The following is a 23597-nucleotide window of genomic DNA, read 5'->3' on the forward strand; positions in this document are numbered from 1 at the left end:
CGCCGTGCGCATCCTCGCCCGAGCCTGGGTCCGCGTCATGTGGCGCTGCTGGCAGAACGGCACGCCCTACGACGCGATCCTGCACGGCGGCGCCCGACAGACCACGAACACGCCGGTCGCTGCCTGATTTCGATCTTAAGGTTGACACAGGGGGTGTCATACCGACTCCCGTTGCGGTACAGGCGAGCCTCGCTGCTGCTGCAGCCGGTACGGGGACGCGTAGCCGCCGTCGCGGTGCATCACCTCGGCGTGCGTGCCGGATTCCGCGATCCGGCCGTGGTCGAGCAGCAGGATCAGGTTCGCGTCGCGGACCGTGATCAGGTTGTGCGACACGACGATGGAGGTGCGATCGCCACCAGCCGACGCAGCAGGGCCAGCACTCGCGCGCTGGATGCCGCGTTGAGCCCGATGGTGGGCTCGTCGAACAGCAGGATCGGCGCATCGCGACCGGCGCATCGCTCGGGCGATGGCGATGCGCTCCCGCTGCCCGCCCGACAGCAGGAGTCCGTGCGCCCCGACGCTGGTGCGGTAGCCGTCTGGCAGCGCCGTGATGAACTCGTGCCCATCCGCGCCACGAGCCGCCTCCAGCACCTCCCGCTCGGTGGCGTCGGGCTGCCCCCAGACGATGTTCTCCCAAACGCTGTCGTCCACCACGAGGGCGTCCTGCAACACGACTGGATTCGGGGGTGGGTACGGCCAGCAACGCTGGCAGCCTGGCGAGCATTAGCGCGTACGGGCTGAAAGCGGTGCGGCTCGTAACTGCCTTTCGCCGACAGAAATCCGACGCCGTGCGCCACCAGTCAGCGAATGATCTCCAGCGGGCAGGTCCCGTGTAACCTGCAGCGACGCCGCGTGTGTAGGCTGCGGTTTCCCCGCTTACTCATCGCAGGCACGTACATGGTGAACAGGCTCTTGGCCATTTTGGTTTTCCCCGATCTATCCCGGGAGCGAAAAACCGTTTTCCCGGAGTACTTACGTAATTAACGCTACTCCCGACCGCCAGTCGGTACTAGGGGCCAAATGCTCTCGGCCCGGTCCGGCAGTGCCCGCCGCGCAGCTGCCCAACCAACGAATCGCCGTCATGGCCGCAGCACGGAGTGCGACATGCAGTGCCTTGGCAAGTCCCGCATCCTGGGAGCGACACCGGGCCGATGCCTTGGTGGCAGACGAAATTCATGCTCTGTGATGAGCCCGGTTCGCGTTGCGGGGGCCGAAATGACGAACGCGCCGATCATTGCGCCTGTCGATGGATCCGTGCGATCCGCTACCGCTGCCGGCTGGGCCGCTCGCGAGGCCGACCTGCGGCAGGCACAACAGGTTCGCATCGTGAGGGTCACCGACAATCCCCTGCAGGACGATGAGGCGTGGGAGAACGTCGGGGCCGTAGCGGATCAGCTCGTCGCACGCTGGCCGCACCTGAAAATCGAGCCGGCCATCCTCCACGGGCATCCGGCCGACGTGCTCGTACACCTCTCCAGCAGTGCACAGCTGGTCGTCGTCGGGTCACGTGGACGCAGCACGCTGAGCGCGACGCTGCTGGGATCGGTCAGCAGTCAGGTCGCGACGCATGCGCACTGCCCGGTCGTCGTGGTCCGCGACCACCGCGACACCGGTCCGGTGCTCGTCGGGCTGGACAATTCCCAGTACAGCCGTCCAGCGCTGCAGTACGCATTCGATGCCGCATCCCGCTACGGCACCGAACTCGTGGCCATGCAGGTCTGGCGGGATGTCGAGTACGCCCCGATCGTGCCGAGGTTGGAGTACGAGTTGCTCGACCTGCGAGCGGAAGCCCAGCGCGGCTTGTCCGAACAGCTCGCCGGATGGACGGAGGCCTATCCGAACCTGCCGGTGCGACAGGTCGCGCAACGAGGCCACCCGGTTTCCGAGCTGGCTGCCGCCGGCGAAGAAGCACGGCTGCTCGTCATTGGACATCGAGGACGGGGCGGATTCACCGGACTGCTGCTGGGCTCAGTGGCCGCCGGCCTGCTCCACTACGCGACGTGTCCGGTGGCCGTTGTCCGCGGCGAACGGTGATGAGGAGAACGAGATGGCGACATCGGACAAGTCCATCGTGGTGGGCGTCGACGGCTCGCAAGACTCCGTCCGGGCGGCCGTCTGGGCTGTGACCGAAGCTGACCTCCGCAGCGCACCCCTGCGGCTGGTGATCGTCAACGATGACCCCGCACGCGCTGACTACGCGGCGAAAGCCGTGCAAAAAGCCGCCGCAGCGTGCCGCGCTCGAGTACCCCATGTGGACGTCGACACCGAAATCGTCTGGGGTCACCCCGTTGAGCAGCTATTGCGCCACAGCGCAAAGGCTCAGCTGGTGGTCCTTGGCGCACGCGGCCACGGTGGCTTCACCGACGCCTTGCTGGGCTGCGTGAGCTCGGCCGTGGCCACTCACGGCGAGTGCCCGGTGATCGTGGTGCGCAAAGGTGTTCCGACGACCGTGGGACCGGTGGTGGTCGGCGTGGACGGGTCGGAATGCAGCCTGGCCGCGCTGCGGTTCGCCTTCGAAGAGGCGGCCGGCCGCGGAGCGGACTTGGTGGCCATGCAGGTGTGGCACGAGGAGGGACTGCTAGCCGTGCCGCTGACGCCCGTCGACCGCGAGCGGGTGCAGCGGGAGATCGAACGCTCGCTCACCGAGCTGATGGCCACGTTGCGCGCGGAGTTCCCGAAGGTCCGCACCCGCGAGGTAGCGCAACACGGACACCCCGTCGCGGCGTTGACCGACGCCGGACGGGACGCCCAACTACTGGTCGTCGGGCACCGCGGGGGCGGCGGCTTCGACGGCCTGTTCCTGGGCTCCGTAGCAGCCGGTGTCTTGCACCACGCCCCCTGCCCGGTCGCGGTCATCCGCAGCACCCAGACCTCGGCATCGTGATCCGCGACAGCTCGTGCCGGAGCTGTCACCGCTCAGCGCGTAGTACCGCGACGGGACACGGTGCGCGGCTTGCGACCGCATGGCTCACCGAACCGAGAAATGCCCGGCGGAGCCGGCCGCGCCCGTGGCTGCCCACGACGAGCAGGCTCGCCTCCTGGGCTTCCCGGAGCAGCGCTTCAACCGGTTTCTCCAGCGTGATCACCTGTCGCACTTCAACATCCGGCTAGGGCTCTCCCCAGCGAATGCACTTCCAGCGTGGGGTCGATCTGCCGGCAGCCTTCGCCCAGAAAACGGCGAGCTCGCGGCGCAAGTTGTCCTGCAGGGGCTCCAGCATGTCCTCGCGGCCAGGAAGGCGAACCATCGTGGCTTCCTCGAACGGCCACGTGAACATGTGCACCAGCAACAGCGGCCTGCGTCAACTGGATGCTTCCCGAGCGGCCCACCGGACCGCGTGCCGTGACAACTCCGAATGGTCGAAGCCCACGACCACCGCTTTGCGTCCCGCCTCCACCATGGCGATCTCTCCACCTCCAGCCGCCTTCGGGCCTTTCGTTCGGTCAGTCCCCCGACACGGGTGCGCAAGTCCCGAAGCAGGAGCGCAGCCGATTCGCGCGGGTCGACCGCCGACGTCGTCTCGGCTGGCTGCCAGTCTCGATGGTGATGTGGATGCGCCACCGCGTCCCCCTCACGACTCATGAGCGGCCCGTCCGCAGGCGGCGAGGTAACCCCACTGCCGAATTACGATGTTGCTGCTATCGATTCAAGATGTCTTCCAGGCCGTACCGGGTTGCCAGGGACCGTTCCAGATCATCCGTCAGCCGCTGCAGTCTCGGGCTCCACATCACCTCGACTGGTGTGGGGCCGGTGATCAGACGCGCCGCGGCGGGAAGCCATTGGAGATCTCGATCGAATCGCTCGCGTATTGCGGAGACGGGTTCCGGTTCGCTCAGGCGTTCGCCACCACGCATCACTGGACGCAACAGGGGTTCTCGATCGGCCGGGGGTGTTTCTTCTCGCAGGGCGAGGAGATCCGGTTCCCCCGGATCGCCGCGGTAGACCTGCTTGGCACCGGGGGCGGTCAGTTTGCCCGAGGACAGTTTCATGACCGGACGGTGGTCATATTCGACGAGTTTGTAGGCGCTGTCCAAGGACGGGGCATCGGCTGACACGCCCATGCGAGTGCCGATGCCGAAGGCATCGATCGGGGCGCCGTCGAGGGCCGCGAGCTGATGTTCGTCCAGCCCACCGCTGGCCATGATCCGGGCATCGGTGAACCCGGCCTCGTCGAGCAGGCGGCGGGAGAGGATCGCCAGTGCACCCACGTCGCCGGAGTCGAGCCGGATGCCCAGGCGCCCGCCGTGCCTCAGCTCCCCGGCGACCTCGATGGCGGTGCGCACGCCCGTGATGGTGTCGTAGGTGTCCACGAGGAACACCGTGACATCGGGAAAATCTTCGGCGAAGGCCTCGAAGGCCGCTCGCTCATCGGAGAACGCCTCCACGTAGGAGTGCGCCATCGTCCCGGCGGCCGGAAGCCCGAACTCCCGCGCCGCGGCCACGTAGCTGGTGCCCGCGAAACCAACGATCGCCGAGGCACGTGCGACCGCCCTCGCAGCCTCCAGACCGTGGGTCCGGCGTGCGGCGAAGTCGATCAGATCCGCACGCGGCGCGGCGAGCCGGCACCGGGCCGCCTTGGCCGCCACCGACGACTGATACGTCACGAAGTTCAGCAACGCCGTCTCCGCCAGCTGCGCCACCGCGATCGGCGCGGTGACCTCCAGGAACGGTTCGTCAGCGAAGACCGCCCGCCCCTCGGGTACCGCCCACACCTCGCCGGTGAACCGCAACTCTCCCAGCGCAGCCAGATCATCCTCGCTCAAGCCGCCCACATCGGCGAGGTACGTCAGCTCGTCGGCGTCGAATTGCAAACGTTGCAGGAAGTCCAGACAGTCGGCAAGACCGGCGGAGACCAGGAATCCCCGATCACGCGGCAACTTCCGGGCGAACAGGCTGAACGTCGCTGGCGCGGTCATGCCACGGCGCAGATAGCTTGCCGCCATCCTGATCTCGTACAGGTCGGTGCACAGCCCCGACATCGCCGCCGCCGACTATGCCGCCTGCTTGGCGGCCGTGCGCAGGGTCGCCCGCATGATCGCCCGGACGAACGGTTTCACCGTCCGCCAGTACACGCCGAACACCCGCCGGGTAATCGGGTCGTCGAGCGTCGTCCGGATGTCGTAGGTCACCAGGCTGCTGTTGCGCCCGTACGGGCGTACCGACAACGAGGATACGATCTTGCCCCGGCCGGGTTTGCCGTACTGGCGGAACTCCTCGGCGGTCACAAGTTCCCAGCGCACGATCGGAGTCCAGAACCGGCCTACAGCGCCGAAGACGACCTCGCGTCCCGGTTGCTCGCCGAGCAGGACCCAGTCTTGGCTGGCGATCAGGTCGTCGAAGGTCAGGCGGGTCGGCTGCCGTGGCGGAACGCGTCTCTTGAGCCGTTCGGGCAACGCGCGCACCCACATCGCCAGGTCAGCGGTGCGGGACCGGATCGTGAGCAGATCGAGGTGGCGGAGGGCGGAGTACACCGCATCCGGCGGCCTGTTCACCACGAGGTGTTCCACTGCGTCGAAGTCGCATTCGGCGGCGAAGTCGTCGATCGTCACGGTTGGGCCGGTGACCTGCCAGGGCGTCGAGGTGACGGTGGTGCCAGGCGTGATCCCGGTCTCCTTCGTTTCCTTGTTCATCGAATCTTCTCCCCGTCCTGAATGAATTCGGTTCCTGGAAGGCGTCGGAGCACGATCCGCATGCCTCGGGTACCACCACCTCGATGGGGCGATGCATCCGGCGCCGATCTGGGCCTGTCGTGCCAGCGCTTCGCTGTAGGTCTGCGGCGGCGGCATCATCGGCAGATCCATCTGCACGAGGACATCGCAAAAGACGATCCGCAATCAGGTGCTGCGCCCAACAGCCTCGGCCGCCGCCCAGCACGCCGCGTCAAGCGCGGACGAGGAGCCGTCGATACCCACCGTCACCGGTTTCGGCCCAGGAATCGTCACGGCTGTTCCCTGCGGTTTCCGACCGTCACCGCCGCTGGATACCCGGACCCCGCGTCGACAGTTCCGCACCGGCCAGCTGGGCCGGTAGGGCTGATGGTCACCACTCACGCCCGCAGCTTGCGGCTCAGCGGGTCGACGGGCTCCCGCGGTTCGAGACGAACGCGCGCGTCGGGAACGCACACGCCCGTTCGGAGGCGATCACCGGGTTGAGGTCCACCTCAGCGATTTCAGGCAGCACTTCGGCCATGCCAGCGGTGCGCAGCACGTCGACCAGCTTGCCGCTGTCCGGCCGCGCGTCGCCGAACAGCTGCGGAGCAGCGCGCAGTCCGAGCACAGCGGCCGGATCGTGACAACGCTTCCATCAGCCAGCACCGCGCGCACAGCACGCGGGTGACGAGAAGCCTATTCCTCGCCCAACACCGGGTCCCTGCGTCTTTCCCCGCATCTCCCGCAGACGAAGCCGCCGTGCTGAGCACCCTCCGCATCCGCAACAGCCCAGGCAAGAGTCCATCGGCCCTCCCCACGGCACCAGGCCTATTGGAAATGTGGTCACCGCACGCGAGTGTGGGAGCGCAGGGACATGCCGAGGGAAAAGCAATCCGTCGTGGTCGGGGTCGACGGGTCCGAGCCCTCGGCTCGGGCTGCGCTGTGGGCGACTGCCGAAGCGGGCCGACTGGGCATCCCGTTGCACCTGCTGCTGGTCAGCGACGATCCCGCTCGTGAGCCGCAGGCAGAGGAGACAATGCAGGAAATCGCGGACCGCTGCCGGCTCACCATGCCGACCCTGGAGCTGGTAACCGAGGTCGGTTTCGGGCATCCCGCCGAGGAGTTGGTCCACCGATCCGACGCCGCCCGGCTGATCGTGGTCGGATCACACGGGCACGGCGCCTTCCACGACGCGTTGCTCGGCTCGATCAGCGCCGCCGTGGCCACTCATGCCAAGTGCCCGGTCGTCTTGATGCGTGGCGCAGGCACCGTGACGACGGGGCCAGTGATCGTCGGGGTCGACGACTCACCAGGCAGCAAAGCGGCGCTGCACTACGCCTTCGACGCCGCCAACCGGCGCCGTTGCGACTTGGTCGCCGTGCAAGCACTGCCCGACGCACACTTCATCCCCGGTCCATCCGCACACCCGGACCGAGACGAACCCCAGGGGCAGGCCGAGGCCCACCTCGCCGAGCAACTGGCCGGGTGGGCCGCCGATTACCCCGACGTCGCCGTGCACCAGGCGATCACCAACGAGCACCCGGTGCAAGCACTGTGCGAAGCCGCTCAGCATGCGCAACTACTCGTCGTCGGCCACCGTGGGCACGGTGGCTTCGCCGGGCTGCTGCTGGGTTCGGTGGCCCGAGGGGTGCTCCACCACGCGCCATGTCCCGTAGCGGTGATCCGCACCTGATGTGGTGAGGGAGTTGCAGTCGTGACACATGACGCGTTCGTCGAATGGGAACAGCGGTTCGGGATTCACGGAACCGATGTGCTCTGGCGGCTGCGAACAGTCCTCGATCTCCAGGGACACATCGGCAATGCTGATGTGCAACGCGTCGCAGGCGAGGTGGGATTGCCGGTTGCCGCCGTCAACGGTGCCGCCTCGTTCTTCGCCGACTTCACCGGCGACGAGGCAACCCGCCACGTGCGCATCTGCGAGGGCACGTCATGCTTCGTCTCGGCGGGCAACCACACTATGCCGTTGGCCGAAGCGGCCCTCGGCGTCGAATGTGGGGGTACCAACGCTGATAGGTCGTTGTCGTTAGCCGCGGTGTACTGCCTGGGCTACTGCTACGCCTCTCCTGCCGCGCTCGACGGGCGGACTCCCGTCATCGGACCCGATCTCGGTCCGCGCTTGCTCTCCGACGTGCACCCGCCGCCTCCGCCACCTCCGATCCCCTTTCGGGGCGCCAGCCGCGATCCGGTCGTACTCGCGGGTCTGCTCGGTGCGGAGGAGCCCTGGCGGGTGTGGCCGGAAGCCGTGGCGACCGGATCTCCGGGCGCCGTCGTCGCCGAGGTCGCCCGCGCCGGGCTACGAGGCCGAGGCGGAGCCGAGTTCCCAGTGGCGAACAAGTGGCAAGCAGCGTCTCGTGGCCCCGCCCCGAGGTTCGTGGTGGCCAACGGTGACGAGGGCGATCCGGGTTCGTTCTGCGACCGGCTGCTGCTGGAAAACGATCCGGACCGCGTTCTGGAGGGCCTCGCCCTCGCCGGGTTCGCGACCGGCGCGAACCGGGGCGTGGTGTTCATCCGCTCCGAATACCCGGAGGCAGCGGAGAAAACCCTGTCCGCAGTGGAAGCTGCGCGCAACGCCGGGCACCTCGGGGTCGGTGTGCACGGTTCGGCGTTCGACTTCGACGTGGCGGTCGTGCGCGGCGCGGGTTCGTACGTCGCCGGGGAGGAAACCGCGCTGCTGCGTTCGCTGCAGGGACTTCGCGGCAGCGTCCGGCCCCGGCCGCCGTACCCGACCAGTGCCGGCTTGGCCGGGCGGCCCACAGTCGTGAACAACGTGGAAACCCTTGCGACGGTGCCATGGGTCGTTGCGCACGGCGGTGCCGCTTACGCGCAACTCGGCAACCCGGTCGAAACCGGCACCAAGCTCGTGTGCCTGAGCCAGCGGTTCCGGCATCCCGGCGTCTACGAGGTCGAATTCGGGGTGCCGTTGCGCTATCTCGTCGAAACGCTCGGCGGCGGGTTGAAGCCCGGGCACAGGTTACGGGCCCTGCAAGTCGGCGGCCCCCTCGGTGGTTTCCTCGGCCCTGGCGATCTGGACGTCCCGCTGCTCGCCCAAGCTCTCGCCGAGGCGGGAGTAGCTCTTGGTCATGGCAGTCTCGTGGCCATCGACGAGGGCATTTCCGCGGCTGAACTCCTCCGGCACGTGTGGGCCTTCGCCGCTGCGGAAAGCTGCGGGGCCTGCACTCCGTGCCGGGTCGGCACGCAGCGCGGGATGGAGCTGGCACCGCGCGTCCCGGCCGGGTCGGAGCAAGTCCTCTCACAGCACGATGAGCTGCTCGAGGTGATGAGCACCGGCAGCCTGTGTGCCTTCGGGCGGGGCGTGCCGGTAGCGGTGCGAAGCCTGCTGCGCGTCTACCGCGACGAATTACTCGCCGGAGGTGGCTGATGCGGGTGATCGTCGATGGCGTTGCTGTGGACATCCCGGAAAGCGCGACAGTGCTCGAGGCCGTGCGCGCCTGCGGCCGATACCTCCCGGCGCTGTGCCACGACGACCGGCTGTCCCCGCGTGGCTCGTGTCGCACCTGCCTGGTCCGCGCTGGCAGCCGCATCGTTGCCGCGTGCACCACGCCCGCAGCCGAAGGCACGGCAGTCCAGCTAGATGATCCAACTGCCCATCAGGCTGCGCGCGGAGCCGTTGAGCTGATGGTGTCCGAGCTTCCCGCGCGAGCGCTGGAGATTCCGGCGCAACGCAGCGAACTCGTCCGCGCATGCGCCCATTTCGGCATCACGGCCAGCAGTTTCACCGGCTCAGAGCACGATCGCGGGGTGGATCATTCGCACCCCTACGTCAAACTCGACCGCGACCTCTGCATCGCCTGCGGACGGTGCGTCGCCATGTGCGCCGAAGTCCAGGGGACCTTCGCGCTCGAACTCACCGGGCGCGGCTTCGACACCGTCGTGGCACCGGGCGATGGCGGGCCGTGGGTCTCCTCGCCCTGCGTCGGCTGCGGCGGATGCGTCGACAGCTGCCCCACCGGTGCGCTATCCGAGCCCGGCCTGCTCGACCTCCGCCCGGTCACCGCGACGACCACGACCACCTGCGGGTACTGCGGAGTCGGCTGCTCCCTCGACGTGCATGTCCGAGATGGCGACATCGCCGCGATCACCCCAACTCGGGGAGCGCCGGTCAACCGGGGCCACGCCTGCATCAAAGGACGTTTCGCGCACGCATTCGCCCGGGCCGAGGACAGGCTGACCGCGCCCCTGGTTCGAGACGACGGACAACTCGTCGAATCGACCTGGGCCGAAGCGCTCGGCCTGGTCGCACGGCGGCTTACCGACATCCGGGACCAGCACGGCCCGGACGCGATCGCCATGATCTCCTCCGCGCGCGCCACCAACGAGGAGAACTACCTGGCCCAGAAGTTCATCCGCACCGCCATCGGCACCAACAGCATCGACAACTGCTCGCGGCTGTGCCACGCACCCTCGGCCGCCGGGCTCACCGCCTCCTTCGGCCTCGCCGGCGGCACCAACCCGCTCGACACCCTCGATCACACCGACTGCATCCTCATCGCCGGCGCCAACCCCACCGAAGCCCATCCGGTAATTGGCGCCCGCCTCAAGCAACGCGTGCTCGCCGGAGCCCGGCTGATCGTCGTCGATCCACGCCGCACCGAACTCGCCGCACTCGCCGATGTGCACCTGCAAGCCGCGCCGGGGTCGAACGTCGCCGTCTTCAACGGACTCGCCCATCTCCTGGTGGAGGAGGATCACCTCGACCACGAGTTCCTCGCCCGACGCACCACGGGTTTCGACAGCCTCGCGACACTCCTGGCGGACTACCCTCCCGAGGTGGTCGCAGCGATCGCCAACGTGCACGCAGCGGACCTCGCCGCCGCTGCCCGCCTGCTCGGGCAGGCGCAGCACCCCGCCATCGTCTACGGGCTCGGTGTCACCGAACACCTCCACGGCACCGACGGGGTGCGCACCCTGGCCAACCTCGCCATCCTCCGTGGTGCCGTGGGCACCCCGGACTGCTGCGGCATTCTGCCGCTTCGCGGCCAGAACAACGTCCAAGGCGCATCCGACATGGGCGCTCTTCCCGACATGCTCCCCGGCTACCAGCGCATCACCGACCCAACGATCCGTGCCCGCTTCGAACACGCCTGGGGGCACCCGGTGCCCGAACGTCCCGGCTTGCGCATCCCGCAAATGTTCGATGCGGCGATCTCCGGAACTCTGCGTGCGCTCTACGTCATCGGCGAAGACATCGCGCAAAGCGACCCGCAATCAGGTCACGTTCGTGCCGCGCTCGACACGTGCGAATTCGTCGTCTGCCACGACATGTTCCGCTCCCGCACAGCAGAACACGCCGACGTCGTCTTCCCCACCGCCTCCTTCCTGGAAAAGGACGGGACCTTCGTCAACTTCGACCGCCGCTTCCAACGCGTTCGTCCAACTCTGGCACCACCCGGCCAGGCGCTCGACGACTTCGGTGTCCTGCAGCGGGTCGCCCGAGCGATGGGTGTCGACCTAGGCTGCCCCACCCCGGCCGCGGCGCTGGCCGAATGCGCCTGCCTGACACCGCTGTTCGCGGGTTTGTCGCACCAACGGCTCGATGCCGAAGGGCCCTTGCACTGGCCCTGCCCGGCTCCAGAACGACCCGGTGAAGCCGTGCTCTACCTCGATAGCTTCGCCACCCCGGACGGCAAAGCCGCACTTGCCGCCCGTCCCTACCTACCGCCCGGCGAACAGCCCGATGCCGCCTTCCCGTTCCTGTTGATCACCGGGCGCCGGCTCGTCCACTACAACACCGGCTCCATGACCCGCCGAACCGCCAACCTCGAACTCCTCCCCACCGAAACCCTGGAGATCCACCCCTTCGACGCAGCCCGCCTCGACATCCCCGATGGAACCGACGTGATCACTACCAGCCGCTGGGGGCAGACCACCCTGACCGCGCATCTCACCACCGACGTCGCATCCGGCCAGGTGTTCGCCGCCTTCCACTTCCCCACCGCACCCGTCAACGAACTCACTTCACCGCACACCGACACCGCCACGGACTGCCCCGAATACAAGGTCACCGCAGTGCACATCCAGCCGGCAGTACGGGCCTCCTGAGCAGCCGAAAGCATTTGCAAACCGCGATGCGGCTGGTGAGAGAATCACCGTCGAGCGAGGCCGGCCGGCCCCGTCGATCACGCGGCCGGCTGGACGGAGGCCCATCGGCCCTGCCGTGGGCCGTGATGACCTCGGCAAGGTGGGCAGCGTAGGGACATCCGATTGCTTGCAGCCTCTGTGCCGTCTGCGCAACGGGCGCGGCCACAGGAGAGTCCGGGAGCAACGATGCAAGCCGAAGACATCATGTCGCACCCGGTCATCACCGTTCGGGAGTACGACTCGATCAGAACGGCAGCCGGGACGCTGGCCGAACACGGGTTCACCGCGGCACCCGTGATCGATAGGGACGGAATTCTCGTCGGCATCGTCACCGAGGCCGATCTGATCTGCGACGCGATCCCGCACGACCCCCGCACCGCAGAACGCCACCTGGACACCCCGAGTGGGGCACCACCGACCCTCGTCAGCCAGGTCATGACCAAGAAGGTGCGCACCGCGGCCCCGGGCACCGACTGCGCCGACATCGCCAAGACAATGCTCAGCCACCACCTGCGCGCCGTTCCCGTCGTCCAGGACCGCGTGGTCGTGGGCATCGTGACCCGGCGCGACCTGATGCGCGGTCTGGCCCGGGAGGACCCAGTGATCAGAGCCGAAGTGCGGCGAAACCTCGATCGCTACGGAGGCTTCGACAAGTGGTCCGTGTCCGTGCGCGACGGCGCGGTGATGATTATCGACCCGGTCGGAGACATCGCCGCCCGCCACGTCGCTCGTGCACTCGCCCTGGCGGCGCCTGGGGCCCGCCAGGTTCAGGTGATCGAGCGCCGAGCCCAGCCGTCCCCACCGCCCGCACGCACAACCGTGCGCGATTCCCGAGAGGAGGACCCATGCTAGTCGAGGAAGTCTTCCGCCAAGGAACGCTGACCTGCGAGGCGACCGATTCGATCAGGGAGGTGGCCGCGAAGATGACCGCGGACCACGTCGGCGCACTCGCGGTACTCGAGGACGACCGGATCATGGGCATCATCTCGGAGCGCGACGTGGTCCGGGCCATTTCCCAGGATGTAAATCCGCGAACCACAACGGCAACCACGTTCGCCACCCACCAGATCCAGACCGCCAAGTTTGGCGAGGAAACCCGGGACGTCGCGCGGCGCATGCTCGACGCCGGCATCCGCCACCTGCCGGTCATGCAGGGCCGGATGGTGGTCGGAGTGATCTCCATGCGAGACCTGCTGGCCATCGAGACATGGCTGTGAATCCGCATCACCCGGCGGGTGCTTCGCAAGCGTCGGTCGTTCACGGCCGAGTTCAAGGTCGAGGCTGCGCATCGTGTGATCGACTCGGGGCGCACGATCGCTGAAGTGGATCAACGCATCACGCACGTCCGCGCTCCCCGTCGTCAATCCGGCGGATCAGCGCGTCGAGCGCGATGACCCCTTTGGTGTTCACGGCGACGGGGTTCGCCTCGGCCTCCAGCACAGACGGCTGTTCAATCGCGAAGCGGGACAGCGCAACCACTGCGTCGGCCAAGGCCGGGACATCGCCGGCTGGCGCCCCGCGAAACCCCTTGAGCACGGCCAAACCGGTGACCTCATCGATCATCTCATGCGCGGTGGCGCGGTCGACCGGTGCCAGCCGGACGGCACTGTCGCCGTACAGCTCTGCCTGCACGCCGCCAGTAGAGAGCACGACGACCGGGCCTACGTCTGGGCTGCGCCGGTAGCCGACAAGCACCTCCCCGACTCCCTTATATGCCATCGGCTGCACCAGCACCCGGTCTATGGTGATCCCGACCGTCTCTGCGACGTCAGAGACAATGCCGCGAATGGCGGTACGAAGCGCGTCGGCGTCGGCGACGCCTAGGACGACGCCGCCGGCATCAGTCTTGTGCGCGAGCTGGTTCGAGAGTGCCTTGACCACGACCGGGTAGTCGAATGGCAAGGAGATCTGGTCGTCAATCGAAGCGGTCTTGAGTGCCACCGACGGCAGAGTCGGCACACCGACTCCCGCGAGCAGCTCGGCCGAGACTTGCTCGTCAAGAAGCCGTGGGGCGCCCTCGGGCAGACCGACGATCCGCTTCGGGTCGATGGTTGCCGACCGGCGGGAGAACGCGGCGGCAATCGCATCCGCGCAGGACTCGGGGGTGCGGAAAGCCGGGACCCCGGAAGAGGCGAGCAGGTTCGCCGCGTCCGGCGCCTCCGGCAGTGCGAACCCGACGACCGGCACGGTGCGCCCGCCGCGTTCGGCCAGTGCCTGCACGGCGAGCTCGGGGTTGAGGCGTGCCGAGGATCCGATGACGAACAGGATCACGTCGAACTCGCCGGAGTCCTGCAGCTCCCGCAGCGCTGCGGAGACGATGTCGTGCTTCGCGCCAGCCAGGCCGAGGTCGGCGATGAGGCTGTGCGGGACCGGTGCACCCGCGGCAGCCATCCTGTCGACGAGCTCGTGGCTGGGTCCGCGCACGGATAGCCCGCGCAGCGCCAGCTGGTCCACCATGATCGCCGCGCCGCCGCCGGTGGTGGTGACGACACCGACGCGCGGACGGGTGGGGCCATCCGCCGGAACCCGCTCCAGCAGCGGCGGGGCCTCGCACAGGCCCTCGAAGGTGGAGACCCGGGCGAAACCGCACGCCCGGAAGAAGGCCTCCGCTTCGCTGTCCTCCCCGGCCAAGGCACCGGTGTGCGACACGGTGAGCGCCGCAGCCTCATCGGAGCGGCCCAGCTTGTAGACCGCGACCGGTTTGCCCGCGCGGTGCGCCGCAGCGGCGAACTCGGCCAGATCACCGGCATGCCGCAGGGATTCCAGGAACAACGCGTAGGAGGTGATCTCAGGATCTTCCAGAGTCGCCGAGCAGATCTCGCCCAGCGACAGATCAGCCTCGCCGCCGGTGGAGACGAGGCCGGCGAACCCGATCCCCCTGCCGCGCGCCCGCGACACGAGTGCGCCGATCACGCTGCCCGACTGGGAGGCGACGAAGATCCCGCCAGTCGGCGTGTCCGGCTCGCCGAATGCCGCGTTGCCGGTGAGCATGACACCGTCGCGTGGGTTGACCACGCCGAGGCTGGACGGGCCGACGACCCGGGTTGGGCCCTGCGCAGCGGCGGCGCGCAGCCGGTCCTCGCGTGCCTTGCCTTCCTCACCTTCCTCCGCGAAACCGGAGGACAGCACGGTCACTACCGGAACGCCGAGGCGGGCAGCCTCGGCCACGGTGTCGACAGCGGCTTCGGCACCTGTCATCACGTAGACGTGGTCAGGCACCCCGGGTAGCGCGGACAGGCTCGGATACGCCCTTTCCCCCTGGACCGTCTCCCGACGCGGGTTGACGAACCAGGCGGTGCCCTCGTATCCGGCGGCCGCGAGGAAGCGCTGGGGGCGGCCCGTCGTCTTCCTCGGGTCATCGGAGGCCCCCACGATCGCGACCGATGCGGGGTGCAGCAACGGAGCGGACAGCGTGGCCGCGCTGGGAGCGCGATCGGTCTGCGACGGGGAGGGGTTCTGAGTCATCTTGCACTCCTCGGCTGGGTTCGGGGTGTTCCACCGGACCGGCCGGCGTCACTTCCAAATTACTCAATACTCTATTGAGTGTTTATTGTAATGTCTGCGGTGTGGACCACAACGACACGGAATGCGCCGCCGAAGGCCCCCAGGGCGACGAAACCTCGCTGCCCGGAGTGGTGAATCGGACCCCGCTCGCGGACCGGATCAAGCTGCGCTGGGAAGGCGGATACCTGGTCGGCTCCCCCGCAGCCGGGTTCGACCAACGCGTGTTCGGCGGGCAATTGCTCGCCCAGCTCGTGCTGGCGGCCGGTGAGCACGCCCCTGCCAGCCGGTTCGTCGAGTCCTTGCACGTCTACTTCCTCCGCCCAGGACGGCCGGGCGAGCCGATCACCTACCCGGTCCGCACCATCCGTGCGGGCCGCACCCGGACCGTGCTCGCTGTCGGCGCCGAGCAGTCGGGCCGCGAACTGGTCACCGGGCTCGTGGCGCTGGGCCCCGGACCAAGCGGTACCACCGCCTCGATTCGGCCACCGCGAGTTCCGGATCCCGAATCTCTCCCCTCGCTCCGGCAGCGCCGGGCCGCCGCCCTGCCCGCAGACGGGGTGCGCCTGCCGCCGCATGGCGACTGGCGCACCGCCTCCCGGCCGCTGGACGTGCGCCCGGTGGATGCCCCGTTGGACGATCCGTTCGCACCGCGCTGCCTGTGGCTTCGTGCCGACCCGATACCGGAGGCCCACAGCCACCTGCGGCGCGCGGTGCTGGCCTTCGCCTCGGACCGCTCTCTGCTGCCGGTGGTCGCCTGGGCCCGCGGCGAACAGGCGGACCTGCACCGGCCCGCGGCCAGCGCGGACCACGCGATGTGGTTCCACGCCGAGCCGGAGCCGGGCGATTGGTTCCTCTACGTGCAGGATTGCCCGGCCGCTGGGGAGGACGGCGGACTGGCCCGCGGCACACTCTTCGATCGGGACGGCCGCACAGTGGCGTCGGTCGCCCAGCACGCCGTGCTGCTCGGCTGATCGAAAACCCGGCGGCCCTGATGCCCGGTCAGCGCAACAAGACCGGGTCACCGGGCTGGAATCCCCCAACCGGCGGCCGAACCCAGCCGCTGGACGGCTGCCTCGTACTGCGCGGACGGCTGGGTGGTTGCCCAGTGGCACGGCCCTCCGAGGCGTTCCGGGAAGCCGTAGCCCCGGGTCATCAAGACGTCGATGTCACCGGGTCTGGCGGCTACACCCTCGGCGAGCACCAGTGCCGCCTCATTCGCGGTCGCGGTGAGCACCCTCTCGACGATCTCCTCAGGACCGATCGCGCGAGGGGTAATCCTGTTGGCGGCGCGGGCATCGGCGATCAATACGTCGGTGTACGGGTCGTCGTGAGGCGTTCGGTCTCCGTGGGTGTAGCGGTACCAGCCGGCACCGGTCTTCTGCCCGAGCCGACCCTTCTCCACAAACCGGTCGGCCAGGTCCGAGTACCGCTCGCGCGGGTCCCGGCCCGCGTCCCGGTTCCTGCGCGCGCGCCAGGCGACGTCCAGCCCGGACATGTCAGCCACCGCGAACGGGCCCATCGCGACGCCGATGCCGAGCAGCGCGTCGTCCACGTGCCGCGGCGTCGCGCCCTCCTCGACCAGCAGCTCGCACTGGTGCCGGTACGCGGAGAAGATCCGGTTTCCGACGAAGCCGTCGCAGACCCCGACGATCACCGGGAGTTTGCCCAGCAGCCGTGCTGCCGACAGCACGTGGTCCAGCGCGTCCGAGGAGGTCACACGTCCGCGTACGACCTCCAGCACGCCACTGCGGTGCGCGGGCGCCAGGAAATGCATGCCCAGCACCCGCTCCGGGTCGGCGACGGCGGTCGTGGCCAGCGCATCGATGTCGAGGTAGGAGGTGTTGGTCGCCAGCGGCACCCCTGGTCGGACGACGCCGGCGACCTCGCCGAGCACAGCGGCCTTCACGCCGTGGTCCTCGACGACGGCCTCCACCACCAGATCCGCGCCCGACATCAGCTCTAGCGCGGTCCCGGTGCGCAGCCGGGCGGCGGCATCGCCTCCGGCTCGCGCCACCTGGTCGGTGGCCCGCTCCAGTGCGGCCGGATCGCGGTCGACGAGGGCCACGTCGACGCCAGCCGAGACGAACGCCCGGGCGATTCCGGCACCCACCGTTGCGGCGCCGACCACCCCGACTGTCCGGATAGGACGCTCTACTTTTGGCCGTCCCGCCCGGGCGGCCGCACTCCAGGCGAAGAACAGGTGCCGCCGGGCTGCAGCCTCCGGCCCGCATCGCAGTCGGGTGAACTCGGCGCGCTCGTGCCGCAGTGCCGCCGTCGCGGGCAGCGCGGTCGCGGCCAGCACCGCGCCTGCGGCGGCGACGACCGCCGTTTCTGCGCCGTGCCGGGCGATCAGCCGACGAGCGGTTTCCTCGAGCAGGCCCGGCTCCCCAGTCCGTGGCGGCAGGATACTGAGCACGCGCTTGGCCGTGGTCCGGACCGCAGCCACCGCCCAATCGCGCAGCCGGTCCGTGACGACCTCGTCGACTAGGCCGAGCTCGCTGGCCTGCTCGACCGGGATCGGTTTGGCCGTCACCACCAGGTCGAGCAGGCGGTCGGGCTCCAGCAGCCGCACGCCGCGGACGATCCCGCCCGCTCCCGGGATCATCCCGAGGCCCACCTCGGGCAATCCGACCTGGCCGCCCGCAAGCGCGATTCGCCGGTCACAGGCCAGGGAGAGTTCCAGCCCGCCGCCAAGCGTGGCGCCGGACAGCGCCGCGACCACAGGACAAGGGTGGACCTCGATCGCGGCGAGGACTTCTGGCAGCTGCGGTTCCGGCACCTCGTCGGCGGAGAACTCGCGCAGATCCGATCCGGACATCAGGTGCTTGCCCGCGCCGATCAGCACGACACCGGTCACCCTCTCGTCGGCACCTGTCGCCCGCAATGCCTCCAGCAGCCCGGCCCGGACCGCCGCCGTGCTCGCGTTCACCGGCGGATTGTCGAGCACGACGACGGCGACGTCGCCGTCGTGCTCGACCCGAACCGGTCCTGCTCCCAGGTCGGTGCTCACGACGCCGCCCGCTGCGTGAACCGGCGGTTGAAGATCTGCTCCGCGATCCGGTTCTTCATCATCTCCAGCGATCCCCCGGCGATCATCCAGCCACGGGTGCGGCGCTGGCAGTACTCGACGAGCGACTCCGTGCTGTAGCCCAGCGCACCCATCATCTGCATCGCCGCGTCGGCCGCCTTGAATCCAGCGGTGTTGGCGGCGTACTTCGCGACCGTGGTTTCGTAGGCAGAAGGCAGCCCGTCCTCGGCGTTGGCCACCGCGCGGGCGAGCAGAGCGTCGGCGGAGTCCAACGCGACAGCGGCCTCCGCGAACGTCCACTGCACACCCTGGAACTCGTTGAGCGTACGGCCGAATTGGGTGCGGTTGGAGACGTGTTCGCGGGCGAGGTTGAACGCGAGTCTGCCCAGGGCCAGCGAGCGGGAAGCGTTGCCGAGGCGCTCGACGTTGAAGCCGCTCATCTGCTTTTTGAACCCACCCGGGCCGAGCAGAATCCGCGACTTCGGAATGCGGCAGTCCTCGAAGTAGAGCTGGGCCCAGGTCTCACCGCTCATATACGCCGACGGCTCGCCGACCTCGAAGCCGGGGTCACCGCGCTCGATCAGCACCGACCCGATGTTGCGCGTGCCGGGTCCGAAACGGACGTAGACCAGGAACAGCGTGGCGTCCACGCTGTGCGTACCCCATATCTTGGTGCCGTTGACGACAAGGTCATCGCCGTCCTCGACGGCACTGGTGACAAGCTCGGTTGCTGCCGATCCTGCCTCGGGCTCACTCATGCCGAGCGAGAGCAGACCGTGCCCGGCGAGCAAGCCGGGCAGGTACGCCACCTTCTGCTCGTGGGTGCCGAATTCGGCGAAAGTGCGGATCGCACCGAAGTTGCCGGCCTGCAGGATGTCGGCGCTCTTAGGGCAGTGCTGGGCGACCGCCTGGATCACCGCGACCGCAGTGGCTAGCCCAGCTCCCTGTCCGCCGTCCTCCTCGGAGATCGTCAAGCCCAGCAGGCCCTGCTCTCCCAGCTTGGCGGCGATGTCCCAGGAATAGCGCGGGTCGTGCGCTCGCGCCAGGGCTCCGGGCGCGAGGTGCCGCGCGGCGAACGCGTTGACCGAGTGGAGGAGGTCGTTGCGGGCCAGGTCGTCGGCGTTCGCACCGTCGGCCGGACGGTCAAGGGTCGAAGTCATGCTCCGTTGCCTTTCATGCGTGTGGGCGGCTGGCTCAGCCGATGAAGCCGAACTTCTGCTTCCACAGCGCCTCGTCGGCCTTCGCGTGCCGGGCGAAGCCCTCCTCGTCGAGCAGGTGGAAGCGCGGTGAGTCCGCCGTCGGCAGCTCGTACTCACCGGCACGGGCCGGACCGATGTCGGTGCGGACCGGCACGAAGCCTTGGGAGCCGACGAACTTCTGGCCGGCCTTGGACAGCGACCAGTTGGCGAACACCTGGGCGGCCGGGTTGTCCGCGCCTTTCGGGGTCAGCCCGAGCGGGCCTTCGGACGCGGAGACGCCTTCCTTCGGAACGACCAAACGGATGGGTGCGCCGTCGTTCTGCGCGCCGAAGGCGTTGTTGAAGCTGACGGTTGCGATCGAGATCTCGCCGCGGGCCAGGGCGTCCACTTCGGTCGAGGTGGAGTCGAAAACCCGGGGCTGCTGGGCGGCCAGGCGGTCGAGGTATTCGGGGCCGAACTCCTCGATCTGGAACCGGGTGAGCGCTTTCAGGGTGCCGCCGGTGGTGATGGCGACGATCCCAAGCTGCCCTTCGTACCGGGGGTCGACAAGATCCTCCCAGCCGTCCGGCGGGTTTTCGGTGTGGATGGCGGAGTTGTAGGCCATCGCATTGACGAAGTAGTAGGCCGGGAACCAGTTCGCGTCGACTGTGGCGCCCGCCGCGTCCAGCTTGTCGTGGAACGGCGTCCGGTAGGGCACGTACACGCCGGCCTTGCCGAAGTCGCGTGCGGTGCGCGGATCGGTCAGCCGGATCGCGTCCGCCCCGAGACGACCGGCGCCATGCTCGGACAGCGCTCGCTCGGCGAGCTTGTTGTTCGGCAGCCGGGTCAGCTCAACCGGGATGCCGGTCTCCGCGGTGAACCGGGCCAGAGTGAGGTCCTCGGCCTCCTTGCCAGCGGCGGAGTACAGCACCACCTTTTTGCCTTTTGCGGCCTCGTAGAGCGCCTTGTCAGCGATCTTCTCGCCATCGATGGTCAGGCCATCGGTGGTGTCCACCTGCGCGGGGGCGAGCAGCTTGGCCGCTCGGGCGGTCGGCGTGTTGTGCACCGAGCCGCCGCAGGCCGACACCAGCAGGCTTACCGCGGCTACCAGGGCTAACAGCGCCGTAATGCGCTGTCCGTGCGCACGGAAACGGCGGGACATCATCATCTCAGGCACCCTGGCCTCCTGAGCCCGCGCCGAACCGGCGGGGCAGGTAGCTGAGCAAGAACATGATCGCGCAGTAGATGAGCGCGGTGGCCGAGGCTTCGCTAAGCGCGCCGCCGTTCTCGAACTGGTCGTAGATGGCGATCGAGAGGGTCTCGGTGTCGGTGGTGTAAAGGAACAGCGGCACGGTCAGCTCACGCATGCTCAGCATGAGCAGGAGCAGGAATGTGGAGAGCACAGCGACCCGCAGCAGCGGCAGGGTAATCACGGCGATCGCACGGCTGCGGCGCGCGCCGAGCATGACGGCGCTGTCCTCCAGATCCCGGTCGGTGGCCCGTATCGAGGCGGCGATGCCCCGGAGGCCCTGCGGCATCTGGACGGCGACGAAACCGATGATCAACACCCAGAGCGTGCCGTAGACCGGCAGCGGCATGACCAGCCAAGTCCAGAGCAGGCCGATACCGAGCACGACGTGCGGTATGGCCAGAGGGACCATCGACACGTTCTCCAACGCACCGCGGCCCCACGACTTGGTGCGGTACACCACGTAGCCGACCACGAAGGCCAGCGCAGTGCCGCTGGTCGCGGCAGCGACCGAGACCACGACGCTGTTGGTTGCTGCCCCGAGGAACCCATCGGAGGTCAGTGCTGCGGCGAAAGAACTGGCGTCGAGCGCGCCCGGCTCGGCGAGCGAGCCGAACGAGCTCATGTACGGCGAGCTCCGAACCGCCGACAACAATAGGGCGAGTAGGGGCAGCAAGATCGACAGCACGAAGTAGCCCACTGCTGCGACCAACACCGGGGTCCGCCAGCGGCCCAGTGCGATCGTTCGGGCTTTGACGCCCTTGCCCGACACCGTGGTGAACGAACGGTTGGCCAGGTAGCGCCGCTGCATCCAGGTGACCGCCAACACCACCGCGACGAGCACGATCGCGATCACCGCGGCCTCGTTGCCCCGCGACGGGGTCGAATTCATCAGCTTGTAGATGAAGGTCGGCATCGTGTCGATCCCGCCCGGCGTGGCCAGCACCTGGGAGACCGGGAAGTTCTCGAACACGAGCACAAAGATCAGCAGGCCGGCACCCAGGATCGCCGGGAGCGACAGCGGCACGGTGACCGAGCGGATGGTGCGCCAGGGTGGGCTGCCGTGCACACCGGCCGCGTCTTCGAGGTCCGGGTTCATCAGCGACATCGAGCTGTGGATCATCAGGAAGGCGTAAGGCGCGTAGTATATCGCCATCACTACGATGACGCCGACGATCGTGTAGACGTTCACGACCGGCCCCGTCGCACCGAGGTCGCGGAAGGCGACGTTGATCAGCCCGGCTCCTGGGCTGGCCAGGATCGACCACGCCAGTGCCCCCACGTAGGACGGCAGGAACAGCGGCATCAGCCCGATCAAGTAGAGGAAGCCGCGGGCCCGGGCGTCGGTCCTGGCCGCCACGAAGGCGAGCACCCCACCGATCACCAGCGCCAGCACTGTGGCACCGACCGCGATGAGCAGCGAGTTCAGCGCCGCGACGAGCACGCCCTTGGCCACGAGGACCCGCAGGTTCTCCAGCGTGAAGGCGAGCCCGGAATTGCCCGGCCGCGGCACGTCGGTGGCGAACGCGGCCACCATGATCAGCGCCGCCGGGACCAGGACCAGGAAGGAGACGAACGCCAGCAGCGGCATTCCGAGGATCCGGATGCGCAACGGGACGGGGTTGCGGCGTCGGTGGGCCGTCACACCGGCGCCCGGTGGAGTCGCCGCAGGGGCGGGTCTAGTCGGGCTGGTGGTCATGCCGCGACGACCTCCTGCGACTCCTGCGCGCCGGCCACGTGCTCGGGCAGCAGCCGGATGGCACGGGCATCGACGTGAACCGAGACCTCGGTGCCGGCGGTGAGCATGCCCGTCGTGGGGGGCGGGCAGACCGCCTGTACCACCAGACCGGTGCCCGTGCGCACGGTGCAGCGGATCGAGGCCCCTTGGAAGACCGCGACCTCGACGGTGCCGTACATCCGGTTCACCGACGGTGAACCAAACTCCTCGGGGGTGCCCGGGTCGACGCGGACGTGCTCGGGCCGGATGCAGGCGAAGCGCGAGCCGGCGCCGCCGGTGTCGACCTCGTCGACCACGAGCTGCTGGCCGTGCTTGGCCAGCATGACCCGGTTGCCCTCGGACCTCTCGACCTCGAAGACGTTGGTGACCCCGAGGAAGCTCGCGATGGACGCGCTGGCCGGAGCGGCGTAAATCTCCTCCGGCGTGCCGAGCTGGGTGATCCGGCCGCCTTGCATGATGGCGATCTGGTCGGCCAGCGAGAGCGCCTCCTGCTGGTCGTGGGTGACGTAGAGGCTGGTCAGGCCGCGCTCGACCTGGATACGGCGCAGCTCGACCCGTAGCTCGTCGCGCAACCGTGCGTCGAGGTTGGACAGCGGCTCGTCCAGCAGCAGCACCGCCGGCTCCATGGCCATCGAGCGAGCCAGCGCGACCCGCTGCATCTGGCCGCCGGACAACATGCTGGCCCCGCGCTCGCCCAGGTGGCTCAGGCCGACGACGTCGAGCACCCCGATGGCCTTGCGCCGGGCCTCGGCTCGACCGACGCCCTTCATCTTCAGGGGGAACGCGACGTTGTCGAGCACCGTCATGTGCGGCCAGACCGCGTAGGACTGGAAGACCATGCCGACGTTGCGCTTGTGCGACGGGACGGTGGTGCCGCTCTCGCCGTCGTACACCGTGCGGTCACCGATGGTGATCCGGCCGCCGGAAGGCGACTCGAGACCGGCGATGCACCGCATGGTGCTCGTCTTCCCGCACCCTGACTGTCCCAACAGGACGACGGAACTGCCGTCGGGGATCATCAGGTCCAGGTTCTTCACTGCTCGGTGCTCCCCGTAGGTGAGCTCCAGTGCTTCGACACCAACCCTCATTGGATGGCTCCTTGCAAAGTGGTGCGGTCAGTCGTGGGGGCGTGCT

Annotated in this window: 19 protein-coding genes and 1 pseudogene; 9 read left to right on the top strand and 11 right to left on the bottom strand. The window is 68.6% G+C overall.

All coding sequences use genetic code 11. The features are described from left to right. Window positions 1-156: 156 nt before the first annotated feature. Entirely contained in the window at window positions 157-672 is a 516-nt protein-coding gene (locus tag ACWDKQ_RS20635) for a hypothetical protein (protein WP_450140364.1), read from the bottom strand. 543 nt (window positions 673-1215) lie between these two features. Here ACWDKQ_RS20635 and ACWDKQ_RS20640 point away from each other — a divergent pair. Both ACWDKQ_RS20640 and ACWDKQ_RS20645 read left to right on the top strand, forming a co-directional pair. Next, window positions 1216-2034 (top strand): universal stress protein, encoded by an 819-nt coding sequence (locus ACWDKQ_RS20640; RefSeq protein ID WP_450140365.1) that lies wholly within the window; start codon window positions 1216-1218, stop codon window positions 2032-2034. Between the two features lie 13 nt (window positions 2035-2047). Then, window positions 2048-2884, top strand: coding sequence for a universal stress protein (locus ACWDKQ_RS20645; RefSeq protein WP_450140366.1), 837 nt, complete (start codon window positions 2048-2050; stop codon window positions 2882-2884). A gap of 25 nt (window positions 2885-2909) precedes the next feature. On the opposite strand, the gene ACWDKQ_RS20650 is transcribed toward ACWDKQ_RS20645, so the two are convergent. The 4 genes from ACWDKQ_RS20650 to ACWDKQ_RS20665 all read right to left on the bottom strand — a co-directional run bounded on the left by ACWDKQ_RS20650 (window position 2910) and on the right by ACWDKQ_RS20665 (window position 6274). Next, on the bottom strand, window positions 2910-3095 hold the full coding sequence (locus tag ACWDKQ_RS20650) for a universal stress protein (RefSeq protein WP_450140367.1): 186 nt from the start codon (window positions 3093-3095) through the stop codon (window positions 2910-2912). A gap of 541 nt (window positions 3096-3636) precedes the next feature. Beyond that, entirely contained in the window at window positions 3637-4977 is a 1341-nt protein-coding gene (locus ACWDKQ_RS20655; protein ID WP_450140368.1) for a nicotinate phosphoribosyltransferase, read from the bottom strand. A 12-nt stretch (window positions 4978-4989) separates the two neighbouring features. Beyond that, window positions 4990-5628, bottom strand: coding sequence for a hypothetical protein (locus tag ACWDKQ_RS20660; RefSeq protein ID WP_450140369.1), 639 nt, complete (start codon window positions 5626-5628; stop codon window positions 4990-4992). A 436-nt stretch (window positions 5629-6064) separates the two neighbouring features. Beyond that, entirely contained in the window at window positions 6065-6274 is a 210-nt protein-coding gene (locus ACWDKQ_RS20665) for a hypothetical protein (RefSeq protein ID WP_450140370.1), read from the bottom strand. A 246-nt stretch (window positions 6275-6520) separates the two neighbouring features. Between ACWDKQ_RS20665 and ACWDKQ_RS20670 the strand changes: the two genes are divergently transcribed. The 6 genes and pseudogenes from ACWDKQ_RS20670 to ACWDKQ_RS20695 all read left to right on the top strand — a co-directional run. Beyond that, window positions 6521-7339, top strand: coding sequence for a universal stress protein (locus ACWDKQ_RS20670; protein ID WP_450140371.1), 819 nt, complete (start codon window positions 6521-6523; stop codon window positions 7337-7339). Between the two features lie 21 nt (window positions 7340-7360). After that, complete coding sequence (locus ACWDKQ_RS20675) at window positions 7361-9046, top strand: NADH-ubiquinone oxidoreductase-F iron-sulfur binding region domain-containing protein (RefSeq protein ID WP_450140372.1); 1686 nt, start codon at window positions 7361-7363, stop codon at window positions 9044-9046. Next, window positions 9046-11727, top strand: coding sequence for a formate dehydrogenase subunit alpha (fdhF, locus tag ACWDKQ_RS20680; protein ID WP_450140373.1), 2682 nt, complete (start codon window positions 9046-9048; stop codon window positions 11725-11727). Before ACWDKQ_RS20675 ends, fdhF begins: the two co-directional genes overlap by 1 nt. A 225-nt stretch (window positions 11728-11952) precedes the next feature. After that, window positions 11953-12618, top strand: coding sequence for a CBS domain-containing protein (locus ACWDKQ_RS20685; protein WP_450140374.1), 666 nt, complete (start codon window positions 11953-11955; stop codon window positions 12616-12618). Continuing rightward, entirely contained in the window at window positions 12612-12983 is a 372-nt protein-coding gene (locus tag ACWDKQ_RS20690; RefSeq protein WP_450140375.1) for a CBS domain-containing protein, read from the top strand. The genes ACWDKQ_RS20685 and ACWDKQ_RS20690 overlap by 7 nt, the downstream gene beginning before the upstream one ends. Continuing rightward, window positions 12984-13103: pseudogene (locus ACWDKQ_RS20695) on the top strand (transposase); the annotation flags it as partial. Here ACWDKQ_RS20695 and ACWDKQ_RS20700 read toward each other — a convergent pair. Next, the gene (locus ACWDKQ_RS20700) at window positions 13102-15231 is read right to left on the bottom strand and encodes an acetate--CoA ligase family protein (protein WP_450140376.1); all 2130 of its coding nucleotides are present in this window, start codon (window positions 15229-15231) and stop codon (window positions 13102-13104) included. The pseudogene ACWDKQ_RS20695 and the gene ACWDKQ_RS20700 sit on opposite strands and share 2 nt — an antisense overlap. Window positions 15232-15332: 101 nt before the next feature. On the opposite strand from ACWDKQ_RS20700, the gene ACWDKQ_RS20705 reads away from it, so the two are divergent. Continuing rightward, window positions 15333-16241, top strand: coding sequence for an acyl-CoA thioesterase (locus ACWDKQ_RS20705; protein WP_450140377.1), 909 nt, complete (start codon window positions 15333-15335; stop codon window positions 16239-16241). Window positions 16242-16288: 47 nt separating this feature from the next. Here the strand turns inward: ACWDKQ_RS20705 and ACWDKQ_RS20710 are convergent, their stop codons facing one another. The 5 genes from ACWDKQ_RS20710 to ACWDKQ_RS20730 are packed head-to-tail and all read right to left on the bottom strand — an operon-like array spanning window position 16289 to window position 23551. Beyond that, window positions 16289-18280 carry a 3-hydroxyacyl-CoA dehydrogenase NAD-binding domain-containing protein gene (locus tag ACWDKQ_RS20710; protein ID WP_450140378.1) on the bottom strand — a complete coding sequence of 664 codons (1992 nt, stop codon included), beginning with the start codon at window positions 18278-18280 and terminating at the stop codon, window positions 16289-16291. Beyond that, window positions 18277-19458 (bottom strand): acyl-CoA dehydrogenase family protein, encoded by a 1182-nt coding sequence (locus tag ACWDKQ_RS20715; protein ID WP_450140379.1) that lies wholly within the window; start codon window positions 19456-19458, stop codon window positions 18277-18279. The genes ACWDKQ_RS20710 and ACWDKQ_RS20715 overlap by 4 nt, the downstream gene beginning before the upstream one ends. 34 nt (window positions 19459-19492) lie before the next feature. After that, the gene (locus tag ACWDKQ_RS20720) at window positions 19493-20644 is read right to left on the bottom strand and encodes an ABC transporter substrate-binding protein (RefSeq protein ID WP_450140396.1); all 1152 of its coding nucleotides are present in this window, start codon (window positions 20642-20644) and stop codon (window positions 19493-19495) included. A gap of 1 nt (window position 20645) precedes the next feature. Continuing rightward, window positions 20646-22424 (bottom strand): ABC transporter permease, encoded by a 1779-nt coding sequence (locus ACWDKQ_RS20725; protein WP_450140380.1) that lies wholly within the window; start codon window positions 22422-22424, stop codon window positions 20646-20648. Next, a complete protein-coding gene (locus tag ACWDKQ_RS20730; RefSeq protein ID WP_450140381.1) occupies window positions 22421-23551 on the bottom strand; it encodes an ABC transporter ATP-binding protein in 1131 nt (376 codons plus the stop codon). The genes ACWDKQ_RS20725 and ACWDKQ_RS20730 overlap by 4 nt, the downstream gene beginning before the upstream one ends. Between the last annotated feature and the right edge of the window lie 46 nt (window positions 23552-23597).

It is taken from the genome of Saccharopolyspora sp. NPDC000995 (assembly GCF_053599315.1).

Excerpts from the sequence above, each read along its gene's own strand:
- ACWDKQ_RS20640 (WP_450140365.1), top strand. The coding sequence starts at position 1,216 with ATGACGAACGCGCCGATCATTGCGCCTGTCGATGGATCCGTGCGATCC.
- ACWDKQ_RS20645 (WP_450140366.1), top strand. The coding sequence starts at position 2,048 with ATGGCGACATCGGACAAGTCCATCGTGGTGGGCGTCGACGGCTCGCAA.
- ACWDKQ_RS20655 (WP_450140368.1), bottom strand. The coding sequence starts at position 4,977 with ATGTCGGGGCTGTGCACCGACCTGTACGAGATCAGGATGGCGGCAAGC.
- ACWDKQ_RS20660 (WP_450140369.1), bottom strand. The coding sequence starts at position 5,628 with ATGAACAAGGAAACGAAGGAGACCGGGATCACGCCTGGCACCACCGTC.
- ACWDKQ_RS20670 (WP_450140371.1), top strand. The coding sequence starts at position 6,521 with ATGCCGAGGGAAAAGCAATCCGTCGTGGTCGGGGTCGACGGGTCCGAG.
- fdhF (WP_450140373.1), top strand. The coding sequence starts at position 9,046 with ATGCGGGTGATCGTCGATGGCGTTGCTGTGGACATCCCGGAAAGCGCG.
- ACWDKQ_RS20685 (WP_450140374.1), top strand. The coding sequence starts at position 11,953 with ATGCAAGCCGAAGACATCATGTCGCACCCGGTCATCACCGTTCGGGAG.
- ACWDKQ_RS20690 (WP_450140375.1), top strand. The coding sequence starts at position 12,612 with ATGCTAGTCGAGGAAGTCTTCCGCCAAGGAACGCTGACCTGCGAGGCG.
- ACWDKQ_RS20700 (WP_450140376.1), bottom strand. The coding sequence starts at position 15,231 with ATGACTCAGAACCCCTCCCCGTCGCAGACCGATCGCGCTCCCAGCGCG.
- ACWDKQ_RS20715 (WP_450140379.1), bottom strand. The coding sequence starts at position 19,458 with ATGACTTCGACCCTTGACCGTCCGGCCGACGGTGCGAACGCCGACGAC.
- ACWDKQ_RS20720 (WP_450140396.1), bottom strand. The coding sequence starts at position 20,644 with ATGATGATGTCCCGCCGTTTCCGTGCGCACGGACAGCGCATTACGGCG.
- ACWDKQ_RS20725 (WP_450140380.1), bottom strand. The coding sequence starts at position 22,424 with ATGACCACCAGCCCGACTAGACCCGCCCCTGCGGCGACTCCACCGGGC.
- ACWDKQ_RS20730 (WP_450140381.1), bottom strand. The coding sequence starts at position 23,551 with ATGAGGGTTGGTGTCGAAGCACTGGAGCTCACCTACGGGGAGCACCGA.